The organism is Microbacterium sp. LBN7 (assembly GCF_045690345.1).
In the GTDB taxonomy this organism is placed as follows: domain Bacteria; phylum Actinomycetota; class Actinomycetes; order Actinomycetales; family Microbacteriaceae; genus Microbacterium.
This window is the reverse complement of sequence record NZ_CP147856.1, coordinates 2165462-2182030: the sequence shown is the minus strand read 5'-3', so window position 1 is coordinate 2182030 and position 16569 is coordinate 2165462. Positions and strand designations below refer to the sequence as shown.

The 16569-nt window shown below is 69.5% G+C and carries 18 protein-coding genes; 11 read left to right on the top strand and 7 right to left on the bottom strand.

Annotated elements, in window-relative coordinates; genetic code table 11:
* Positions 1-10: 10 nt before the first annotated feature.
* Complete coding sequence (locus tag LBN7_RS10470) at positions 11-1261, bottom strand: trans-sulfuration enzyme family protein (protein WP_407359590.1); 1251 nt, start codon at positions 1259-1261, stop codon at positions 11-13.
* 112 nt (positions 1262-1373) lie between these two features.
* Here LBN7_RS10470 and LBN7_RS10465 point away from each other — a divergent pair, with 112 nt between their 5' ends.
* Positions 1374-1850, top strand: coding sequence for an Lrp/AsnC family transcriptional regulator (locus tag LBN7_RS10465; RefSeq protein WP_116633477.1), 477 nt, complete (start codon positions 1374-1376; stop codon positions 1848-1850).
* A 4-nt stretch (positions 1851-1854) separates the two neighbouring features.
* Here the strand turns inward: LBN7_RS10465 and LBN7_RS10460 are convergent, their stop codons facing one another.
* The 5 genes from LBN7_RS10460 to LBN7_RS10440 form a co-directional block, all read right to left on the bottom strand.
* On the bottom strand, positions 1855-2253 hold the full coding sequence (locus LBN7_RS10460) for a hypothetical protein (RefSeq protein WP_407359589.1): 399 nt from the start codon (positions 2251-2253) through the stop codon (positions 1855-1857).
* Between the two features lie 132 nt (positions 2254-2385).
* Positions 2386-3885 (bottom strand): MATE family efflux transporter, encoded by a 1500-nt coding sequence (locus LBN7_RS10455; RefSeq protein ID WP_116633475.1) that lies wholly within the window; start codon positions 3883-3885, stop codon positions 2386-2388.
* A gap of 157 nt (positions 3886-4042) precedes the next feature.
* Complete coding sequence (locus tag LBN7_RS10450; RefSeq protein ID WP_407359588.1) at positions 4043-4498, bottom strand: DUF2871 domain-containing protein; 456 nt, start codon at positions 4496-4498, stop codon at positions 4043-4045.
* Between the two features lie 97 nt (positions 4499-4595).
* Entirely contained in the window at positions 4596-5219 is a 624-nt protein-coding gene (locus LBN7_RS10445; RefSeq protein ID WP_407359587.1) for a response regulator, read from the bottom strand.
* The gene (locus tag LBN7_RS10440) at positions 5216-6472 is read right to left on the bottom strand and encodes a sensor histidine kinase (RefSeq protein WP_407359586.1); all 1257 of its coding nucleotides are present in this window, start codon (positions 6470-6472) and stop codon (positions 5216-5218) included. Before LBN7_RS10440 ends, LBN7_RS10445 begins: the two co-directional genes overlap by 4 nt.
* Positions 6473-6630: 158 nt before the next feature.
* Between LBN7_RS10440 and LBN7_RS10435 the strand changes: the two genes are divergently transcribed.
* The 9 genes from LBN7_RS10435 (at position 6631) to LBN7_RS10395 (ending at position 15592) form a co-directional block, all read left to right on the top strand.
* Entirely contained in the window at positions 6631-7617 is a 987-nt protein-coding gene (locus LBN7_RS10435; protein ID WP_407359585.1) for an aldo/keto reductase, read from the top strand.
* 78 nt (positions 7618-7695) lie between these two features.
* On the top strand, positions 7696-8625 hold the full coding sequence (locus tag LBN7_RS10430; protein ID WP_407359584.1) for a J domain-containing protein: 930 nt from the start codon (positions 7696-7698) through the stop codon (positions 8623-8625).
* Positions 8626-8668: 43 nt separating this feature from the next.
* Positions 8669-9637, top strand: a complete 969-nt coding sequence (locus LBN7_RS10425) for a squalene cyclase (RefSeq protein WP_407359583.1) — start codon at positions 8669-8671, stop codon at positions 9635-9637.
* 114 nt (positions 9638-9751) lie between these two features.
* Positions 9752-10741: a LacI family DNA-binding transcriptional regulator gene (locus tag LBN7_RS10420; protein ID WP_407359582.1), complete on the top strand. Its 990-nt coding sequence runs from the start codon at positions 9752-9754 to the stop codon at positions 10739-10741.
* A gap of 53 nt (positions 10742-10794) precedes the next feature.
* A complete protein-coding gene (locus LBN7_RS10415; protein ID WP_407359581.1) occupies positions 10795-12063 on the top strand; it encodes an extracellular solute-binding protein in 1269 nt (422 codons plus the stop codon).
* A gap of 4 nt (positions 12064-12067) precedes the next feature.
* The gene (locus LBN7_RS10410; RefSeq protein ID WP_116633466.1) at positions 12068-12964 is read left to right on the top strand and encodes a carbohydrate ABC transporter permease; all 897 of its coding nucleotides are present in this window, start codon (positions 12068-12070) and stop codon (positions 12962-12964) included.
* A complete protein-coding gene (locus LBN7_RS10405) occupies positions 12961-13803 on the top strand; it encodes a carbohydrate ABC transporter permease (RefSeq protein ID WP_116633465.1) in 843 nt (280 codons plus the stop codon). The genes LBN7_RS10410 and LBN7_RS10405 overlap by 4 nt, the downstream gene beginning before the upstream one ends.
* Before the next feature lie 47 nt (positions 13804-13850).
* Complete coding sequence (locus tag LBN7_RS10400) at positions 13851-14834, top strand: glycoside hydrolase family 130 protein (RefSeq protein ID WP_407359580.1); 984 nt, start codon at positions 13851-13853, stop codon at positions 14832-14834.
* A gap of 101 nt (positions 14835-14935) precedes the next feature.
* Positions 14936-15592 (top strand): histidine phosphatase family protein, encoded by a 657-nt coding sequence (locus tag LBN7_RS10395; RefSeq protein WP_341947083.1) that lies wholly within the window; start codon positions 14936-14938, stop codon positions 15590-15592.
* 60 nt (positions 15593-15652) lie between these two features.
* Here LBN7_RS10395 and LBN7_RS10390 read toward each other — a convergent pair whose 3' ends face one another.
* Positions 15653-16033: a DUF5684 domain-containing protein gene (locus tag LBN7_RS10390; RefSeq protein WP_116633463.1), complete on the bottom strand. Its 381-nt coding sequence runs from the start codon at positions 16031-16033 to the stop codon at positions 15653-15655.
* 96 nt (positions 16034-16129) lie between these two features.
* On the opposite strand from LBN7_RS10390, the gene LBN7_RS10385 reads away from it, so the two are divergent.
* A complete protein-coding gene (locus LBN7_RS10385; RefSeq protein WP_116633462.1) occupies positions 16130-16552 on the top strand; it encodes a Fur family transcriptional regulator in 423 nt (140 codons plus the stop codon).
* Positions 16553-16569 lie beyond the last annotated feature (17 nt).

Sequence of the window (16569 nt, the reverse complement as noted above, 5' to 3'; positions counted from 1 at the left end):
AGCCACCCTCCTATGCGCGAACGGCCCCCGTATGGGCGTCGTTCACGGGGGCGGCCCGCACAGAAGGGGGTGGTTCGGCGGTCGTGGCGGCGTCCGCCGCGAAAGCCTGCGCGAGGTCGGCGATCAGGTCGTCGGCTTCTTCCAGGCCGATCGACAGCCGCAGCACGTCGGCGGCCGGTCGGGCCTCGGGCGGCACCGGACGGTGCGTGAGCGCCGCCGGATGCTGGATCAGCGAGTCCACCCCGCCCAGCGACACCGCGTGCGTGAAGAGCGCCGTCGCCGTCGTGATCGTCGACGCGGCGGTGAAGCCTCCTCGCATCCGCACCGCGATCATCGCGCCGGTGCCGCGCATCTGCCGGTCCAGGATGCCGTGCGGATCGCCGTCGAGCCCCGGGTAGAACACCTCGTCGACCTCCGGACGGTCGATCAGCCACTGCACGACGCGGCGCGCGGTCTCCTGCTGTCGCCGCATCCGCACCGGCAGAGTCGCCAACCCGCGGTGCAGCAGATACGCGCCGAGAGGATGCAGCAGGCCTCCGGTCACCGCACGCACCCGGCGCAGCGCCTCGGCGGTCTCCTCGCTGCAGGCCACGACGCCGGCGATGACGTCTCCGTGACCGCCGAGGTACTTGGTCGCGCTGTGCAGCGACATCGCGGCGCCCAGGTCGATCGGGTTCTGCAGGACGGGCGTCGCGAAGGTGTTGTCGACGACGACCGGCACCTCCCCCGCCTGGCGGACGACGTCAGCGATGTCGGCGATGTCGAGCGTCGGGTTGGCCGGCGTCTCGAGGACGACCAGTCCGGTGTCGGGGCGGATGCTGTCGGCCACCTCGTGCGGGTGGCAGTAGGTCGTCTCGGCACCCAGGAGTCCGGAGCCGAGAAGGTGATCGGTGCCGCCGTAGAGCGGGCGCACCGCGACGACGTGCCCCTTGCCGACGGCGTTCGTGTGAGCGAGGATCACGGCCGTCATCGCCGCCATGCCCGACCCGAACGCGACGGATGCCTCGGCGTGCTCCAGCTCGGCGAGCGCGCCTTCGAAGCGCGCGACCGTCGGGTTCCAGAGACGGGCGTAGACCATGCTGCCACCCTCGGGCGGGCGCCCACCGGTCGCCATCGCCTCGTACGAGTCGCCCCCGCGCTCGATGTCGGGAAGCGGGTTCGTCGTCGACAGGTCGATCGGCAGGGCATGGACCCCGAGACCCTCGAGATCGGAGCGACCGCTGTGGACGGCGACGGTGTCGGGATGCAACGGTGCAGTCATGCTTCCAGGTTGCAGGAAATCCGGATATCTCGGTGAAGATCGACAGCATCCGCCATAGAACATGAGCAATTCGCTATTCTGAGCAACAGACGACCGTGGAGACGAGGCGACTTTGGCGAGAACACAAGGCTCACCGCTCGACGAGGTCGACCTCGCGCTGCTCGCCGCCCTCCTGGACGACGCGGAGGTCACGAACAAGGCCCTCGCGCATCGCCTCGGCCTCGCGGAGTCGACCTGCGCCCATCGGGTCCGAGCGCTCCGGGAACGCGGGGTGATCCGCGACACGCGCATCCGCGTCGACGAGGCGGCGCTCGGCTACCCCCTGCAGGCGATCATCAAGGTGCGCCTCGCCAACCACACCGGCCCCAAGGTCACCGCCCTGTTCGATGCGCTCGCGAGCATCCCCCGCGTGCTGCAGGTGTTCCACGTGGCGGGGGTCGACGACTTCCTCGTGCACGTCGCGGTGCAGGACGCCACGGCGCTCCGCGACATCGTGCTCGAGCACATCACGATCCATCCGGTCGTCCGCGGCACCGAGACCCAGCTCGTGTTCGAGCTGCGCGACGGCAGCGGCCTGCTCTCGCGCTGAGGCGTCAGGAGACGACGGCGATCGCCCCGGTCGAGGCGCTCTGCAGCGCCGGCGCCGGCTTCACGACGGAAGGCGCCGCCTCCTGCTCGCGCGCACGGCGTCGCATCGTCCGACCGAGGTCGGCGGCGCTGACGATCGCGCGGACGACGCCGCCGATCACGAGCATGGCGACCAGCGCGGCGCACGCGGCGAGCAGCGGCAGCCACTGGTTCGCGAAGGATGCCGTGAAGCTCATCAGGGCACCGACGATCCACAGACCCACGGCACCTCCCGTGAGCCCTCCGGCGCCCCGCATGATCGCGATCGCCGCCACGACGGCGCAGACGCCGGCGAATGCGGCCCCCGCGATCCCGATCGGAACCATCACCTCAGCCAGATCGCTGGCCATTCTGAATGTCGTCATGACGACCCCCCGTCAGCGGAATATCCGCTCCTTCGACACTAAGAGAGTGCCAGCGGGAAGCCATCCGTCTCAAGTGCGACTGCGCATCATCCTCGAGAAGGATCTTTTTCCTGCGCGTTCCGTTCTTTTCGGTCAGCGACGGGCGCGTTCGGAGCGGCGCCGGCGCAGCGTGAGCTTCCGCAGCCGCGAGGTGCGGACGGTGGCGATGGGCTGCGTCACGACCGCGTCGACGACCATGGAGCCGTCGGTGGGGCCGACGATCGCGATGGCCGAGGTCTCGGTCGCCTCCGCCGGCTCGACGGGCATCCGGGCCAGCTCGCGGTGTGCGCGGACGTACGCGGGGATCAGCAGCACGATCGCGCCGACCCAGGCGAGCGGGTTGCTCAGCGCGACACCGGCGAAGCCGATCAGAGCGCCGAGCACGACCGCCGCGCCGACCCGCATCACGAGCTCGATCACACCGGTGACCGTCGGCACGAGCGTGTGGCCGAGTCCCTGCAGGGCTCCGCGGAGCACGAAGAGCATGCCGAGGGCCCAGTAGCCGCATCCGTTGATGATGAGCATCTGATGCGCGAGATCCACGACCTCGTCGGACCCGGCGCCGATGAACAGGCGCACCATCGGGGCGCCGAAGGCGATCAGCAGTCCGCCGAGCACGATGCCGGAGACGATCGCCATCCAGGTGGCCTCGACGACGCCGCGACGGATGCGGTCGGGACGGCGACCGCCGTGGTTCTGCGCGGCGTACATCGAGACGGCCAGGCCGAGCGACGACAGCAGCGCCACGGCCAGGCTGTCGACGCGCGAAGCGGTGGTGTAGGCGGCGACAGCGTCGGAGCCGAGGGTGTTCAGCGCGACCTGCACCGTGAGCGTGCCGATCGCGATGATCGACGCCTGGAAGCCCATCGGGAGTCCGAGGCGCAGGTGCTCGGCGACGTCGGCGCGGGTGACGCGCCAGTCCACGCGCCGCAGGTGCAGCATCGGGAGACGACGGCGGACGAACTCGAGGCACAGCAGGACCGAGACCGCCTGCGCGACGACCGTGGCGAGCGCCGCGCCGGCGACGCCCCACTCGAGCGGCCCGACCATGAGCACGACGAGCCCGACGTTCAGCGCGCACGACACCGTGAGGAAGACCAGCGGCGTGCGGGAGTCGCCGATCGCGCGGATGATCGCCGACAGGTAGTTGAAGAACATCGTCGCGCCAGCGCCGAGGAAGCTGATCTGCGTGAAGACCGTCGCCTCGGCCATCAGCTCGGGCGGCGTCTGCAGCAGCGCGAGCAGGGGTGCGGCGATGAGCGGAGCGACGACGGTCAGCAGCACGCTCGTGATGCCGGAGAGCATCACTCCGGTCGCGACCGAGCGACGCACCGCCGCATCGTCACGCGCCCCGAAGGCCTGAGCGATCGGGATGGCGAATCCGCTGGTGAGACCCCACGCGAAGCCGAGCAGCAGGAACAGCAGCGGCCCGGTGGCTCCCACCGCGGCGAGGGAGTCCACACCGAGGTGCCGCCCCACGACGATGGCGTCGGCGAAGTGGTACAGCTGCTGCACGACATTGCCGATGAGGAGCGGGATCGAGAAGGCGAGGATGACACGCCACGGGCGACCCGTGGTGAGAGGAGTGGCCATGAAGAAGCGGCTCGCAGAACTGGGGGGTGATCGGGGGAGGCTCCAGTTTATCGAATCGATTCGGCGCAGCGGAAGACCGGCTCCCAGGAAGTGCAGGGAAAGGAGGCCGGGCCCCGGTGGGGGACGGAGCCGCGCGTCGCGGCATCCGTCCTTCCGGTCAGGACTGGGCCTGCGCCATGGCGGCCGCCTCGGGAGCGGCCGCCTTCGCGACGAGGATCCGCTTGCGGAGCGCCAGGAACAGCAGCACCATGCCGGCGGTGAGCAGCATGTGGCCGGTGCCCGCGATGCCGGCGATCATCTTCGACGACTCCTGACCGAGCACGGTGAGGCAGCCGTGCCAGACGAGCATCGCCGAGGTCAGCACGAGGCCGGCGTTGTAGATCCAGAAGAACCAGCTGAAGAGCCGACTCTCGGAGAGGGTGAACACCTTCTCCAGGAGGAGGACGATGAGGAGGACGACGAAGCCCAGAACCAGCAGGTGCGTGTGCACGAGGCCGAGCTGCGTCGCCTCCCCCTCGGGGAAGCCGTTGATCTTGGTGAACTCTCGATAGAAGAGTCCGGAGGCGACGCCGACGAGCATGTAGGCGAACGCGGCGGAGAAGAGCCTGCGCATGGGTGTTCCTTTCGGGTCGCTTCCAGCCTCGGCGCAGCGGCCGATCCGGGGATCCATCGAACGGTTGAGATGCGGATGGCTCTGGGCTGCGCAGGCCTCAGAGCAGACCGGTGTCCCTGGCGATCGCGAGCGCGCGGGCGCGACTGTCGGCGCCGAGCTTCTCGAAGACGTGCACGAGGTGCGTCTTCACGGTCGCCTCGGTGACGAAGAGGGTCTTCGCGATCTCGCGGTTGGATGCTCCGGTGTCGAGCAGGGCGAGGACCTCCCGCTCGCGCTCTGTGAGTCGCACGCGCGGTGCGCGCATCACCTGCACGACCCGCTCGCTGAGCCCCGGGGCGAGCACGAGCCCTCCGGACGCCGCCTGACGGATCGCGCGCACGATGTCGTCGGGCGCGACGTCCTTGAGCAGGTACCCCGCCGCCCCCGCCTCGATCGCGCCGAGGATCTCGGCGTCGCGATCGAACGTCGTCAGGATGATCACGGCGGGAGCCGGATGCTGCGCGCGCAGGGCGGCGGTGGTGGCCACGCCGTCCATCCCCTCGCCGAGGCGCAGGTCGCAGAGCACGACATCGGGATGCAGGTGCCGGGCGAGACGCACGGCCTCCTCCCCCGACGCCGCCTCTCCGACCACTTCGACGTCGTCGCGATGGTCGAACAGCGAGCGCACCCCCGCACGGACGATGGGGTGATCGTCGACGAGCAGCACCCGCACCACGGTCATCCGTCGCCTCCGGCACCCCGGGCCGGCACAGGGCCGCCGAGCGGGACGTGCGCCGAGAGCGCCGTGCCGTCTCCCGGGGCGCTCTCCACGTCGAGTCCTCCGCCGAGCTCCCGCAGGCGCGCGCGCATGGAACGCAGCCCATAGCCGCCGCCCATCCCGCCCTGGGCGTCCCAGCGGGTCGCGTCGAACCCGATCCCGTCGTCGACGATGTCGAGTCGTATCGCATCGCCCGCATCGGCAAGGGTGACCACCACCCGGGTGGCGTCCGCATGCGAGCGCACGTTCGCGAGAGCGGACTGCGCCGTGCGCAGCAGTGCGACCTCGGCGTCGATGCCGAGCGACGGCAGGTCGTCGTCGACGTGCAGCGTCGTCGCGATCCCGGTCTCCTCGGCGAGACGCACGAGCATCCGCCCGAGGGCGTCGCCGAGTGCTGTGGACTCGAGCTCCGCGGGCATCAGCGCGTTCACGATGCGGCGTGCGTCGGCCAGACCCTCTGCGGCGAGCGCGCCGATCTGCCCGAGCGCGCGGGTGCTCTGCGCGGCGTCATCCGCCTCCAGGGCGGAGCGCGCCAGCATCCCGATCGACGAGACGCTCTGGGCGACGGTGTCGTGGATGTCGCGAGAGACCCTCGTGCGCTCCGCGCTGGCACCCGACTCGCGCTGCGTCCTGGCGAGCTCGTCCTGCAGCGCGGCCATCTCCTGCTGCGTCGCGACGAGCGAGGCGATCAGCCGTCGCCGCTCGCGCCCGTCGCGCACGAGTTCGAGGTAGCCGCGCGAGATGCCGAACGCGAAGACGCCGCCCACGAGCGGACCGATCACGTTCGCATAGCTCGTCGCACCGGTGTGCAGCAGCGGGGCGGCGATGACGACGGCGAGGACCACGGCGCTGAGCAGCAGCGCCCACCGCAGGCGCATCACGAAGCCGGCGAGCAGCCAGAGCGGGAAGGCGAGCCACACGAATTCGGGCGAGACGGCGACCGTGCCGAGCCAGATCAGCGTCAGCCCGAGCAGCCACCAGGTCGCCAGGCGCCGGTCCGCGGTGCGTTCACCGAGCAGCAGACCGCCGCCGTACCAGCCGAGGAACACCAGCGACAGCGCGAGGACCCAGGGAAGCGGGATGCCGTCGGCCGACGCGCGCACGGCCCCGATCACGAGCAGCACGACCGTGATGACCGCCTGGCCGATGCGGATCGACCCGATCAGGTTCGCCCACGTGTGCGCGGGCTCTCGCGGCGGCGGGTCGATGGACGGCATCCTCACATTCTCGCCCCGGACCGCCGCTGACGCCTCCATCGTTCGATCGATCCGCCCGGCAGAGGGGTACCGACAGGCCCTCCCTCGACGGAGGGGCCGCGCGTAACGTCAGTGGCACGGCCGCGCAGGCGGCCGCGACGCTCGGGAAAGGACCACTCATGCACACACGCACGCTCGGACAGGGCCTCGAGGTCTCCGCGGTCGGACTCGGCTGCATGGGCATGTCGCAGAGCTACGGGCCGAACCCCGGCGACCGCGCCGAGATGATCGGCGTGCTGCGCTCCGCCCTCGATCACGGCGTGACGTTCTTCGACACGGCCGAGGTCTACGGCCCCTATGTGAACGAGGAACTGGTGGGCGAGGCCCTCGAGCCCCTCCGCGACGAGGTCGTCATCGCCACCAAGTTCGGCTGGCGCATCGAGGACGGTCGCAGCATCGGCCTCGACAGCAGGCCCGAGCAGATCCGCCGCGTCGCCGAGGAGTCGCTCCGGCGGCTGCGCACCGACGTGCTCGACCTCTTCTACCAGCACCGCGTCGACCCCGAGGTGCCCATCGAAGACGTCGCCGGCACGGTCTCCGAGCTGATCGCCGAAGGCAAGGTGCGCCATTTCGGGCTGTCGGAGGCGTCCGCATCCACCATCCGCCGCGCGCACGCCGTGCAGCCCGTCACCGCTCTGCAGAGCGAGTACTCGCTCTGGACGCGCGATCCCGAAGCCGACATCCTTCCGGTGCTGGGTGAACTGGGGATCGGCTTCGTGCCGTTCAGCCCGCTCGGGAAGGGATTCCTCACCGGGACGGTCGATCAGAACACGTCCTTCGCGGACGGCGACATCCGCGGCACGATCCCGCGCTTCAGCGAGGAGAACCGCGCGGCCAACCAGGCGCTCGTGCGACAGGTCGCCGACCTCGCCACGGCGAAGGACGCCGCTCCGGGCCAGATCGCCCTCGCCTGGCTGCTCGCCCGCGCGGCGTGGATCGCGCCGATCCCCGGAACCCGTCGCACGACGCGGATCGCCGAGAACGCGGCGTCGTCGGCCGTGGCGCTGTCGGCCGACGAGGTCGCCGACCTCGACCGGCTGGCCGACCGGGTCGGCGTCGCGGGCGACCGGTACAACCCGCAGCAGATGAGCTTCGTCGACCGCTGAACCGGGATGGCCGGACCTGCGACCGGAACCCCGTCACCGACGCAATAGCCTGGATGCTGCGGCGGCGGAAGGAGCGCGATGTTCGACAGCCCGCTCTCGGCGTCGGCCTACGAGGTGCTCGGCGTCCCGGCGACCACCGGCGACGACGACCTGCGGCGCGCCTACCGACTGCGGCAGCGGCAGACCCACCCCGACACCGGCGGCGATGCGGCCGTGTTCATCCGGGTGCAGCGCGCGTGGGAGCTGGTCGGCACCCCCGAGGGCCGGGCGGCGTACGACCGCAGCCACGGCATCGGCGTCGAGACGGAGTGGGGCGGATGGCGGGCCCCCACCGCTCGCACCGACACGCGCCCGCGCCCGAAGTCGTATGGCGAGCCCGGTGCGTGGCGGCGCGCCAGGTACGTGGCCCTGCTGCAGGACTGGGCTGGGGAGGAGGTCGCCGACCCGTATGCGCCCACCCTGGTGCGGGCGGCTCCGCGGGAGCTCAAGCGCCTGCTCGCCGACGCCCTCGCCGAGGAGGGGACGGCCCAGGCGGTCGCAGGCCTCGGCATGGGTTTCACGCTCTGGCACGGCGTGGCCGTCTCGGCATTCGCCGATGCAGAGACGACGGATGCCGCGGACCGGCTCGATCACATCGTGCTCGGCCCCTCCGGCCTCTACGGGGTGATGTCGGCCGACTTCGGCGGCGTCGTCGGCTTCCGACGAGGAGAGATCACCGGCCCGAGCCTGGGCCACCGGGCGCCGGTCACGACGCTCCTCGCCCAGATCAACGTCGTCGCCCGCACCGCGCGGGTGCGGTTCAGCGGGGCCGTCGTCGCCCTGCCCGATGACGACCTGTCGCAGGCGGTCACCCCGCTCGGCAGCATCCGCGGCCTGCCGGTGGTCGTGGTGCGGCGCGGCGCGCTCCCCCTGCTGCTGCGAAAGGGCCTGCCGGGGTCCCGCGTGATCGGCGGCAACGAGCTGTTCGACATCCGCACGCGGCTCACCCAGCTGACCCGCTTCGCCTGAGCCGAGGGTTCTGCCCGTCTCCGATCAGGAGTAGCGTGCGCGCATGGCGATCTCGACCGCACTGCGCGACTGGCTGCTCGACTCCGATCCCGTGCTGCGCTGGCAGGTCGAGCGCGACCTCCTCGATGCACCACCCGAGGTCTGGCAGGCGACCAGGGCGCGGGTGGCGACCGAAGGCCTCGGTGCCGCACTGCTGGCTCGACAGGATGCCGATGGGCAGTGGGCCGGCGGCGCGCACTTCCCCGCGGGCTTCTTCGACAGCCCCGAGGCCGAGACGGAGGGTCAGCCCTGGGTGGCGACGAGCTGGTCGCTCAAGGACCTCCGGGAGTGGGGCGCGGATGCCGCTGCTCTCGACGGGACGGTCGAGAAGCTCGCCGCGAACTGCCGCTGGGAATACGAGGACCGCCCGTTCTGGGACGGCGAGGTCGACGTGTGCATCAATGCCTACACGCTGGCGAGCGGTGCCTGGCTCGGTGTCGACATGAGCGAGCTGGCACGGTGGTTCGTGGAGCACCGCCTCGCCGACGGCGGCTGGAACTGCGAGGCCGAGGAGGGACGCTCGACACGGTCGTCGTTCCATTCGACGCTCAACGCCGCGGTCGGGCTGCTGGCCTACGAGCGCCTCACCGGCGACACGACCGTGCGCGACGCCCGTCACGGCGGCGAGGAGTATCTGCTCCGCCGCCGTCTCCTGTACCGGGAGTCCACCGGAGAGGTCGTCGACGGCTTCGTGTCGCGCTTCACGTACCCGCACCGCCATCAGTACAGCGCCCTGACCGCGCTCGACCACTTCCGCGACGCCGCGCTTCTCGAGGGCGCGCGCCCCGATCCCCGGCTGGCGGAGGCCGTCGAACTGGTCCGCGCTGCCCGCCGGCCCGATGGCACCTGGCTGCAGGGCTCGCCGCTCGCGGGCCGCACCTGGTTCGCGGTCGACGCTCCGGAGGGCGAGCCGTCGCGCTGGCTCACCCTGTTCGGAACCCGTGTGCTCGATTGGTGGGATGCCGCCGCCTGACGCGACGTTCCGCCACGGACACCGTTGACAAGGCAACGCAAACCGGTTTACTCTCAATCAAACCGGTTCAACGCTGATGCAGCATGCTCCGGTGCGATTCCACGAGGAGGTGTCATGAGCCGCACGACGATCGCCGATGTCGCCCGCGAGGCCGGCGTGACCAAAGCGACGGTCTCCCACGCGCTCAGCGGCAACCGCCCGATCTCGGAGGAGACCAGGGCGAAGGTCCTCGCCGCAGCCGCGAAGCTCGACTGGGTGCCGAGCCAGAGCGCCAGGGCACTCGCCACCCGCCGCGCCAATGCGGTCGCCGTCGTGCTGGCCCGCGACCCCGAGGTCATCGCGAACGACTCCTTCTTCCCCGCCTTCATCGCCGGCGTCGAATCCGTTCTGGCCGAGACCGAGACCGCGCTCCTGCTCCAGGTCGTGCCGGGGCGTGACGCCGAGGAGCGTGCCTACCGCGCCCTCAGCCATGGCCGCGCAGACGGCGCGCTCCTGCTCGACCTCCGCACCGACGACTGGCGCGTCCCTCTGCTCGACGAGCTCGGGCTTCCCACGGTCCTCGTCGGCGCCTACGACCAGCCGACCACCTTCTCGTGCGTCCGCACCGACGACGCCGCCCCCGTGCACGAGATCATCGCCCACCTCCGCGCCGCCGGGCACGAGCGCATCGCCCACGTCGCAGGCCCCCTGGACTACGTGCACTCGCGCGCACGCGCCGACGCCTACCTCGCCGAGATCGGCACCGACGAGCTGCTCCGCGAGGGCGACTTCACCGCGGCGAGCGGACGCGACCTCACCGAAGAGCTGCTCGCCCTGCCCGAGCGCCCCACCGCCATCCTGTACTCGAACGACACGATGGCGATCGCCGGCCTCTCCTACGCCCGCTCGCAGGGACTCTCGATCCCGCAGGATCTCGCGATCTCCGGATTCGACGACGACCACCTGTCGGCCCATCTCTCTCCGGCGCTGACCAGCGTCTCGTCGGACCCGGCGGCGCGCGGTCGCGCCGCCGCCCGCATCCTGCGGGAAGTCATCCTCGGAGCGCACCCGCGCACCGAGATCGTCGACTGCAACGTCGTGCACTTCCGCGAGAGCACCGCATAGTCGGCATCCGCATCACCCGCATCAGATCCACCACCTGTGTCGAGGAGGACACCATGAAGAAGATCCGTGCAGTCGCGCTCATCGGCGCTGTCGCGCTCATCGCCACCGGATGCTCCGCCGGCGGAGGCGGTGGCGGAGAAGGCGATGCCTCGGGCACCGGCCCCATCGACGTCTGGCTCTCGAACAACGAGCAGGAGGTCGAGTGGGGGCAGGCCGTGGTGAAGGCCTGGAACGACGAGCACCCCGACGAGAAGGTCACCGCGCAGGAGATCCCCGCCGGGTCGTCGTCGGAAGAGGCCATCACCGCCGCGATCACCGCAGGCACCGCGCCCTGCCTCGTCTACAACGTGGCACCCGCAGCCGTCTCGGGATGGGTCAAGCAGGGCGGCCTCGTCGACCTCAGCACGATCGAGGGCGGCAGCGACTACATCACCGAGCGCGGCGGAGACGTCGAGTCGTACTCCAGCGACGGCAGCTACTACCAGCTGCCGTGGAAGTCGAACCCCGTCATGGTCATGTACAACAAGGCGCTGTTCACGGCCGCGGGCATCGATCCCGAGGACCCGCAGATGAACACGTACGACGCGTTCCTCGCCGGCGCGCAGAAGATCGTCGACTCGGGCGTGCAGAGCGCGATCTGGCCGGCGCCGACCAGCGAGTTCTACCAGCCGTGGTTCGACTTCTACCCGCTGTACCTCGCCGAGACCGACGGCACGATGCTCGTCGAAGACGGCAAGGCCACGATCGATTCGGATGCCGGCCGCACCGTCGCCGAGTTCTGGGCGAGCATCTACAAGGACAAGCTGGCGCCGAACGAGGCCGCGACCGATGACGCGATGTCGTCCGGCACGACCGCGATGCAGCTCGCCGGCCCCTGGGCGATCCCCTCGTACGCCGAGACCGTCGACGTCGGGTTCATGCCCGTGCCGACGAGCGATGGCCGCGAGAACCCGGTCACCTTCGCCGACTCGAAGAGCGTCTCGATGTTCACGGCCTGCGAGAACCAGGCCACGGCATGGGAGTTCCTGAAGTTCTCCACCAGCGTCGAGAGCGACGGCCAGTTCCTCGAGGCCACGGGCCAGATGCCGATGCGCACCGACCTGACCGGGACCTTCGCGGACTACTTCGAGGCCAACCCGAACTACGTCGCGTTCGCCGAGCAGGCCGAGGCCACGGCCGACGTGCCCAGCATCCCGAACTCGGTCGAGGCCTGGCAGGCCTTCCGCGACGCATACTCCCCCGCGGTGATCTTCGGCAAGGACTCGATCGACGACTTCCTGAAGAACGCCTCGTCCAAGATCGACGAGCTCGTCGCCGAGTGATCTGATGACCGACAACCGGCGGTTGCGCACCCGATGGCTGGGTGCGCAACCGATCGGCGGCCTGTTCGCGCTGCCGTACTTCGTGTTCGTGATCGCGATCTTCGCGTATCCGCTCGCGTTCGCTGTCTACATCGCCTTCCACGACTACTTCTTCACCGCACCCGGCACCGAGGTCGAGCGGCCCTTCGTGGGCTTCGAGAACTTCGTCACCGTGCTCACCGATCCGCGCGTGCTCGGCTCGTTCCGCAACACGCTGGTGTTCCTGGTGATCAACGTGCCGCTGACCGCGGTGCTCTCGCTCGTCCTGGCGGCCGCCCTGAACTCCGGCATCCGCTGGGTGGCCGCCTACCGGGTGGCCTTCTACGTGCCGTACCTGACGGCGAGCGTCTCGCTCGTCGGCGTCTGGATGCTGCTGTTCTCGGGCAACGGGCTGATCAACTCGATCCTCGGCCCGCTCGCCCCCGATCCGTCCTGGCTCGTGAACAGCGGTCTCGCGATGCCGATGATCGCGCTGTACGTGACGTGGAAGCAGCTGGGCTTCTACATCCTGCTCTACCTCGCGGCACTGCAGAACGTGCCGAAGGAGCTCTACGAATCGGCGGAGACCGACGGCGCCGGCGCGTTCAAGCGCTTCCTGCACGTCACCGTCCCCGGGGTGCGCAGCGCCACCACGCTCGTGCTGATCCTGTCGATCATCACCGGCGCCAACCTCTTCACCGAGCCGTACCTGCTCACCAACGGCGGCGGCCCCGACGGCGCCTCGTCGACCCCGGTGCTGCTCATCTACCAGCTGGGCATCCAGCAGCAGAACCCCGACACGGCCGCAGCGATCGGCATGATCCTCGTGATCCTCGTCGGGATGCTGTCGCTGATGGCCAACCGCGCGACCAGGGAGCGATGATGAGACGCAGAAGCAAGGCCCCACGCATCCTGAGCATCGTCCTGCTCACGGTCGCCGCCATCGGGTTCGCCTTCCCGTTCTACTTCATGCTGGTCGGCGCCTTCCAGGAGAGTCCGACGAACGCGCCGAACGAGCTCTTCCCGACCAGCGGATGGACCGTCGACAACTTCGTCGCGATCGACTCGCGGATCGACCTGGTCGGCTCCCTGCTGAACTCGCTGATCTTCACGGCGGGCGTGCTGCTGGGCACCGTCGTCTTCGGACTCCTGGCGGGCTACGCGATCGCTCGACTCGACTTCCGCGGACGCGGCGTCGTCTGGGTGCTCATGCTGCTCGTGCAGATGGTGCCGTTCCAGCTGCTGATGATCCCGCTGTACGTGCAGATCACCCGCAGCTACGGCCTCGGCGACTCGTATCTGGGCATGATCCTGCCCTTCCTCATCAACACGACCGCGGTGTTCATCTTCGTGCAGTTCTTCAAGGCGCTGCCCGTGGAGATCTTCGAGGCGGCGCGCATCGACGGCGCAGGCGAGATCCGCCTGCTGACATCGGTCGCGATCCCGCTCATCAAGCCCGTGCTGGTGACCGTCGTGCTCGTCACGTTCATCGGTCCGTGGAACGAGTTCCTCTGGCCGTTCCTCATCACGAAGGATGCGACGCTGCAGCCGCTCGCCGTGTCCCTCGCGAACTACATCTCGAACGTGGCGCAGTCCACCGCCAACCCGAACGGGGCGATCCTCGCCGGTGCCACGGCGCTCGCGTTCCCCGTCGTCATCCTGTTCATCGTCTTCCAGCGGTTCTTCCGCGCCACCGACCTCGGCGCAGCCGTCAAGGGCTGACTCCACGCCGTCCAGCAGCCGCCGTCCAGCCAGAAAGGGCATCCACCATGTTCTCCGGAGCCTCCTTCCCCCTCGGTCCGTTCACCCCCTACGAGGGCAACCCGATCCTGCGGCCCCGCGGCGACAGCTGGGAGTCGGCGAACCTCTACAACCCGGCGGCGATCGTCGACGGCGACGAGGTCGTGCTGCTGTATCGGGCACACGCCGACGACATCGTCTCCCACATCGGCCTGGCCCGCTCGAGCGACGGTGTGAACTTCACGCGCGAGGACGCGCCGATCCTGTCCCCATCCGAGGATTACGAGACGTGCGGCTGCGAGGATCCGCGCATCGCGCTGATCGACGGCACGTACTACCTCACCTACACGGGCTGGGATCGCCGGAGCGCCCAGCTGTGCCTCGCGACCTCGACGGACCTCCGCACCTGGACCAAGCACGGCCCGCTGTTCGACGACTTCGACACCTTCAAGACCATGGACCCTCGCGGGTTCAACTGGTCGAAGGCCGGGGTCATCGTGCCGCAGCGGATGCACGGCAAGTGGTGGATGTACTTCGGCGAAGGTGCGATCTACTGGGCGACCAGCGACGACCTCATCCACTGGACCCCCGGCACGGCCGACACCGAGCCGATGTACTCGCCGACCCCCGGCACCTGGGACGAGGCACTCGTCGAGATCGGCACGTCCCCAGTGGTCACCGACAACGGGCTGCTGCTGTTCCTGACGAACGGCGCCACCCGCGTCGTGAACGACGACGGCTCGGTCGACGTCGACTACCGCTGCGGCCAGATCGCGATCGACCCCGACGAGCCGACGAAGGTCATCGCCCGTCTGCAGGAACCCTGGCTGCGCCCGCAGACCTTCGAGGACATGCACGGGCTCGTCTCGAACGTGACCTTCGTGGAGGGTCTCGTGAAGTTCCAGGACAGGTGGTTCGCGTACTACGGCCAGTCCGACACGACGCTGGCGGTCGCGATCCACGACCCGTCTGAGCCGTGGGGCCGTGCGCTGCGCGACGGCACGGAGAGCTGACGCCGGTCTCGATCAGCGGACATGTGCCCGATCTGCCGAGGATTCCCGCAGATGTGTCGGCCGATCGTGACAGGCTCCGCTGATCGTGACAGCCTGACAGTGTGCCCACGATCGATCCGCTGCCCGACCGTCCCGCCCCCGACAACCCCACCGGGAAGCTCGTGCTCCTGCGCCACGGCGAGACGGAGTGGTCGAGAGCAGGTCTGCACACCGGATTGACGGATGTCCCGCTGACCCCTCGCGGGGAGGACCTCGCTCGGGGTGCCGGCGAACTGGTCGCCGACTACGACTTCTCGCTCGTGTTGACCTCGCCGCTGCAGCGAGCCCGGCGCACCGCGGAGCTCGCGGGACTCCACGCCGACGTGGATCCGCTTCTCGTCGAGTGGGATTACGGCGGATATGAAGGCCGCAGCACGAAGGACATCCGCACGGAGCTCGGCTATGACTGGAGCGCCTTCACCCACGGCGTCATCCGGGGCAAGACCCCGGGAGAGACGGTGGAGGAAGTGGCCGCGCGGGCCTCACGAGTGCTGACGCGCGTGCTCCCCGCCCTGGTCGACGGAGATGTGGCGCTGGTCGCGCACGGCCATCTCCTGCGCATCCTGACGGCCGTGTTCCTGCGGCAGGCCCCGCGATTCGGCGCCCAGATCAGCCTGGACGCGGGATCCGTATCGGTCCTCAGCTACTACCGCGAGCAGCCCGCCATCCTCTCGTGGAACTACGGCCGCGAGCTGCCTCTGGCCCCGTCGGAGTCCTGACCCCGGCACGCAGAAGACCCCCGCAGCCGGCGGCTGCGAGGGTCTCGTCGTCGGATGGACTCAGGAGATGCGCGAGCGGTCGTAGGTCGCGGAGCCGAATCCGAGGATCAGGTATCCGATGACCGAGAGCAGCCAGAGCAGGAAGACGGAGAACACCGTGTCCTTGCCGAAGCCCTTGCCCACGCGGAGGGCGACGATGATGTGCAGGACGATGTTGACGATGGGGATGAGGTAGAGCAGTCCCAGCCACATCGAGAAGCCGGCGATCTTGACGAGCACGAAGGCGTTCACGATCGGGATGATCGCGAGCCAGCCGGGCTCGCCGGCCTTCGTGAAGACCTTCCAGAGCGCGATCGCGATGATGACGTAGAGGACGAGGCTGATGACGCCGTAGACGCCATAGAGCGCCGTGAGGTCGGCTTGCGAGGTGATCGAATCCATAGCTGAAAGATAGCCTGAAAGTTTGCTGGGAAGCCAGCACCGATATGCCAGCATCCTTCTTTTGAATCACTCAAAACACCGTGTAGGGTCGAAGACATGGAGACAGCACTCGAGTCGGCACTGCGCGGTGCCGGACTGCGTGCGACCGCGGGCCGCGTCGCCGTTCTCGAGGCACTGGACTCCATGGCTCACACGGATGCGGAGCGGGTCTACCGCGCCGTGTCCGACGTGCTTCCGACCACGTCGATCCAGTCGGTGCACAACATCCTCGCGGACCTGACGACGGCGGGCCTCATCCGCCGGATCGAACCGGCAGGCTCCGCAGCGCTCTACGAGCGGCGCATCGGCGACAACCACCACCACGTCGTCTGCACCGGGTGCGGTGCGATCGGCGACGTGGACTGCGTGGTCGGCGAAGCGCCGTGTCTCACCCCGTCCTCGGCCGGGGGATTCACCGTCCAGACAGCCGAAGTCACCTTCTGGGGCCTCTGCCCCAGTTGCCAGAACGTCGCGCAGTAGTCCGACGCGCCCGCCTG

Excerpts from the sequence above, each read along its gene's own strand:
- LBN7_RS10470 (WP_407359590.1), bottom strand. The coding sequence starts at position 1,261 with ATGACTGCACCGTTGCATCCCGACACCGTCGCCGTCCACAGCGGTCGC.
- LBN7_RS10460 (WP_407359589.1), bottom strand. The coding sequence starts at position 2,253 with ATGACGACATTCAGAATGGCCAGCGATCTGGCTGAGGTGATGGTTCCG.
- LBN7_RS10455 (WP_116633475.1), bottom strand. The coding sequence starts at position 3,885 with ATGGCCACTCCTCTCACCACGGGTCGCCCGTGGCGTGTCATCCTCGCC.
- LBN7_RS10450 (WP_407359588.1), bottom strand. The coding sequence starts at position 4,498 with ATGCGCAGGCTCTTCTCCGCCGCGTTCGCCTACATGCTCGTCGGCGTC.
- LBN7_RS10445 (WP_407359587.1), bottom strand. The coding sequence starts at position 5,219 with ATGACCGTGGTGCGGGTGCTGCTCGTCGACGATCACCCCATCGTCCGT.
- LBN7_RS10440 (WP_407359586.1), bottom strand. The coding sequence starts at position 6,472 with ATGCCGTCCATCGACCCGCCGCCGCGAGAGCCCGCGCACACGTGGGCG.
- LBN7_RS10435 (WP_407359585.1), top strand. The coding sequence starts at position 6,631 with ATGCACACACGCACGCTCGGACAGGGCCTCGAGGTCTCCGCGGTCGGA.
- LBN7_RS10430 (WP_407359584.1), top strand. The coding sequence starts at position 7,696 with ATGTTCGACAGCCCGCTCTCGGCGTCGGCCTACGAGGTGCTCGGCGTC.
- LBN7_RS10425 (WP_407359583.1), top strand. The coding sequence starts at position 8,669 with ATGGCGATCTCGACCGCACTGCGCGACTGGCTGCTCGACTCCGATCCC.
- LBN7_RS10420 (WP_407359582.1), top strand. The coding sequence starts at position 9,752 with ATGAGCCGCACGACGATCGCCGATGTCGCCCGCGAGGCCGGCGTGACC.
- LBN7_RS10415 (WP_407359581.1), top strand. The coding sequence starts at position 10,795 with ATGAAGAAGATCCGTGCAGTCGCGCTCATCGGCGCTGTCGCGCTCATC.
- LBN7_RS10410 (WP_116633466.1), top strand. The coding sequence starts at position 12,068 with ATGACCGACAACCGGCGGTTGCGCACCCGATGGCTGGGTGCGCAACCG.
- LBN7_RS10405 (WP_116633465.1), top strand. The coding sequence starts at position 12,961 with ATGATGAGACGCAGAAGCAAGGCCCCACGCATCCTGAGCATCGTCCTG.
- LBN7_RS10400 (WP_407359580.1), top strand. The coding sequence starts at position 13,851 with ATGTTCTCCGGAGCCTCCTTCCCCCTCGGTCCGTTCACCCCCTACGAG.
- LBN7_RS10390 (WP_116633463.1), bottom strand. The coding sequence starts at position 16,033 with ATGGATTCGATCACCTCGCAAGCCGACCTCACGGCGCTCTATGGCGTC.
- LBN7_RS10385 (WP_116633462.1), top strand. The coding sequence starts at position 16,130 with ATGGAGACAGCACTCGAGTCGGCACTGCGCGGTGCCGGACTGCGTGCG.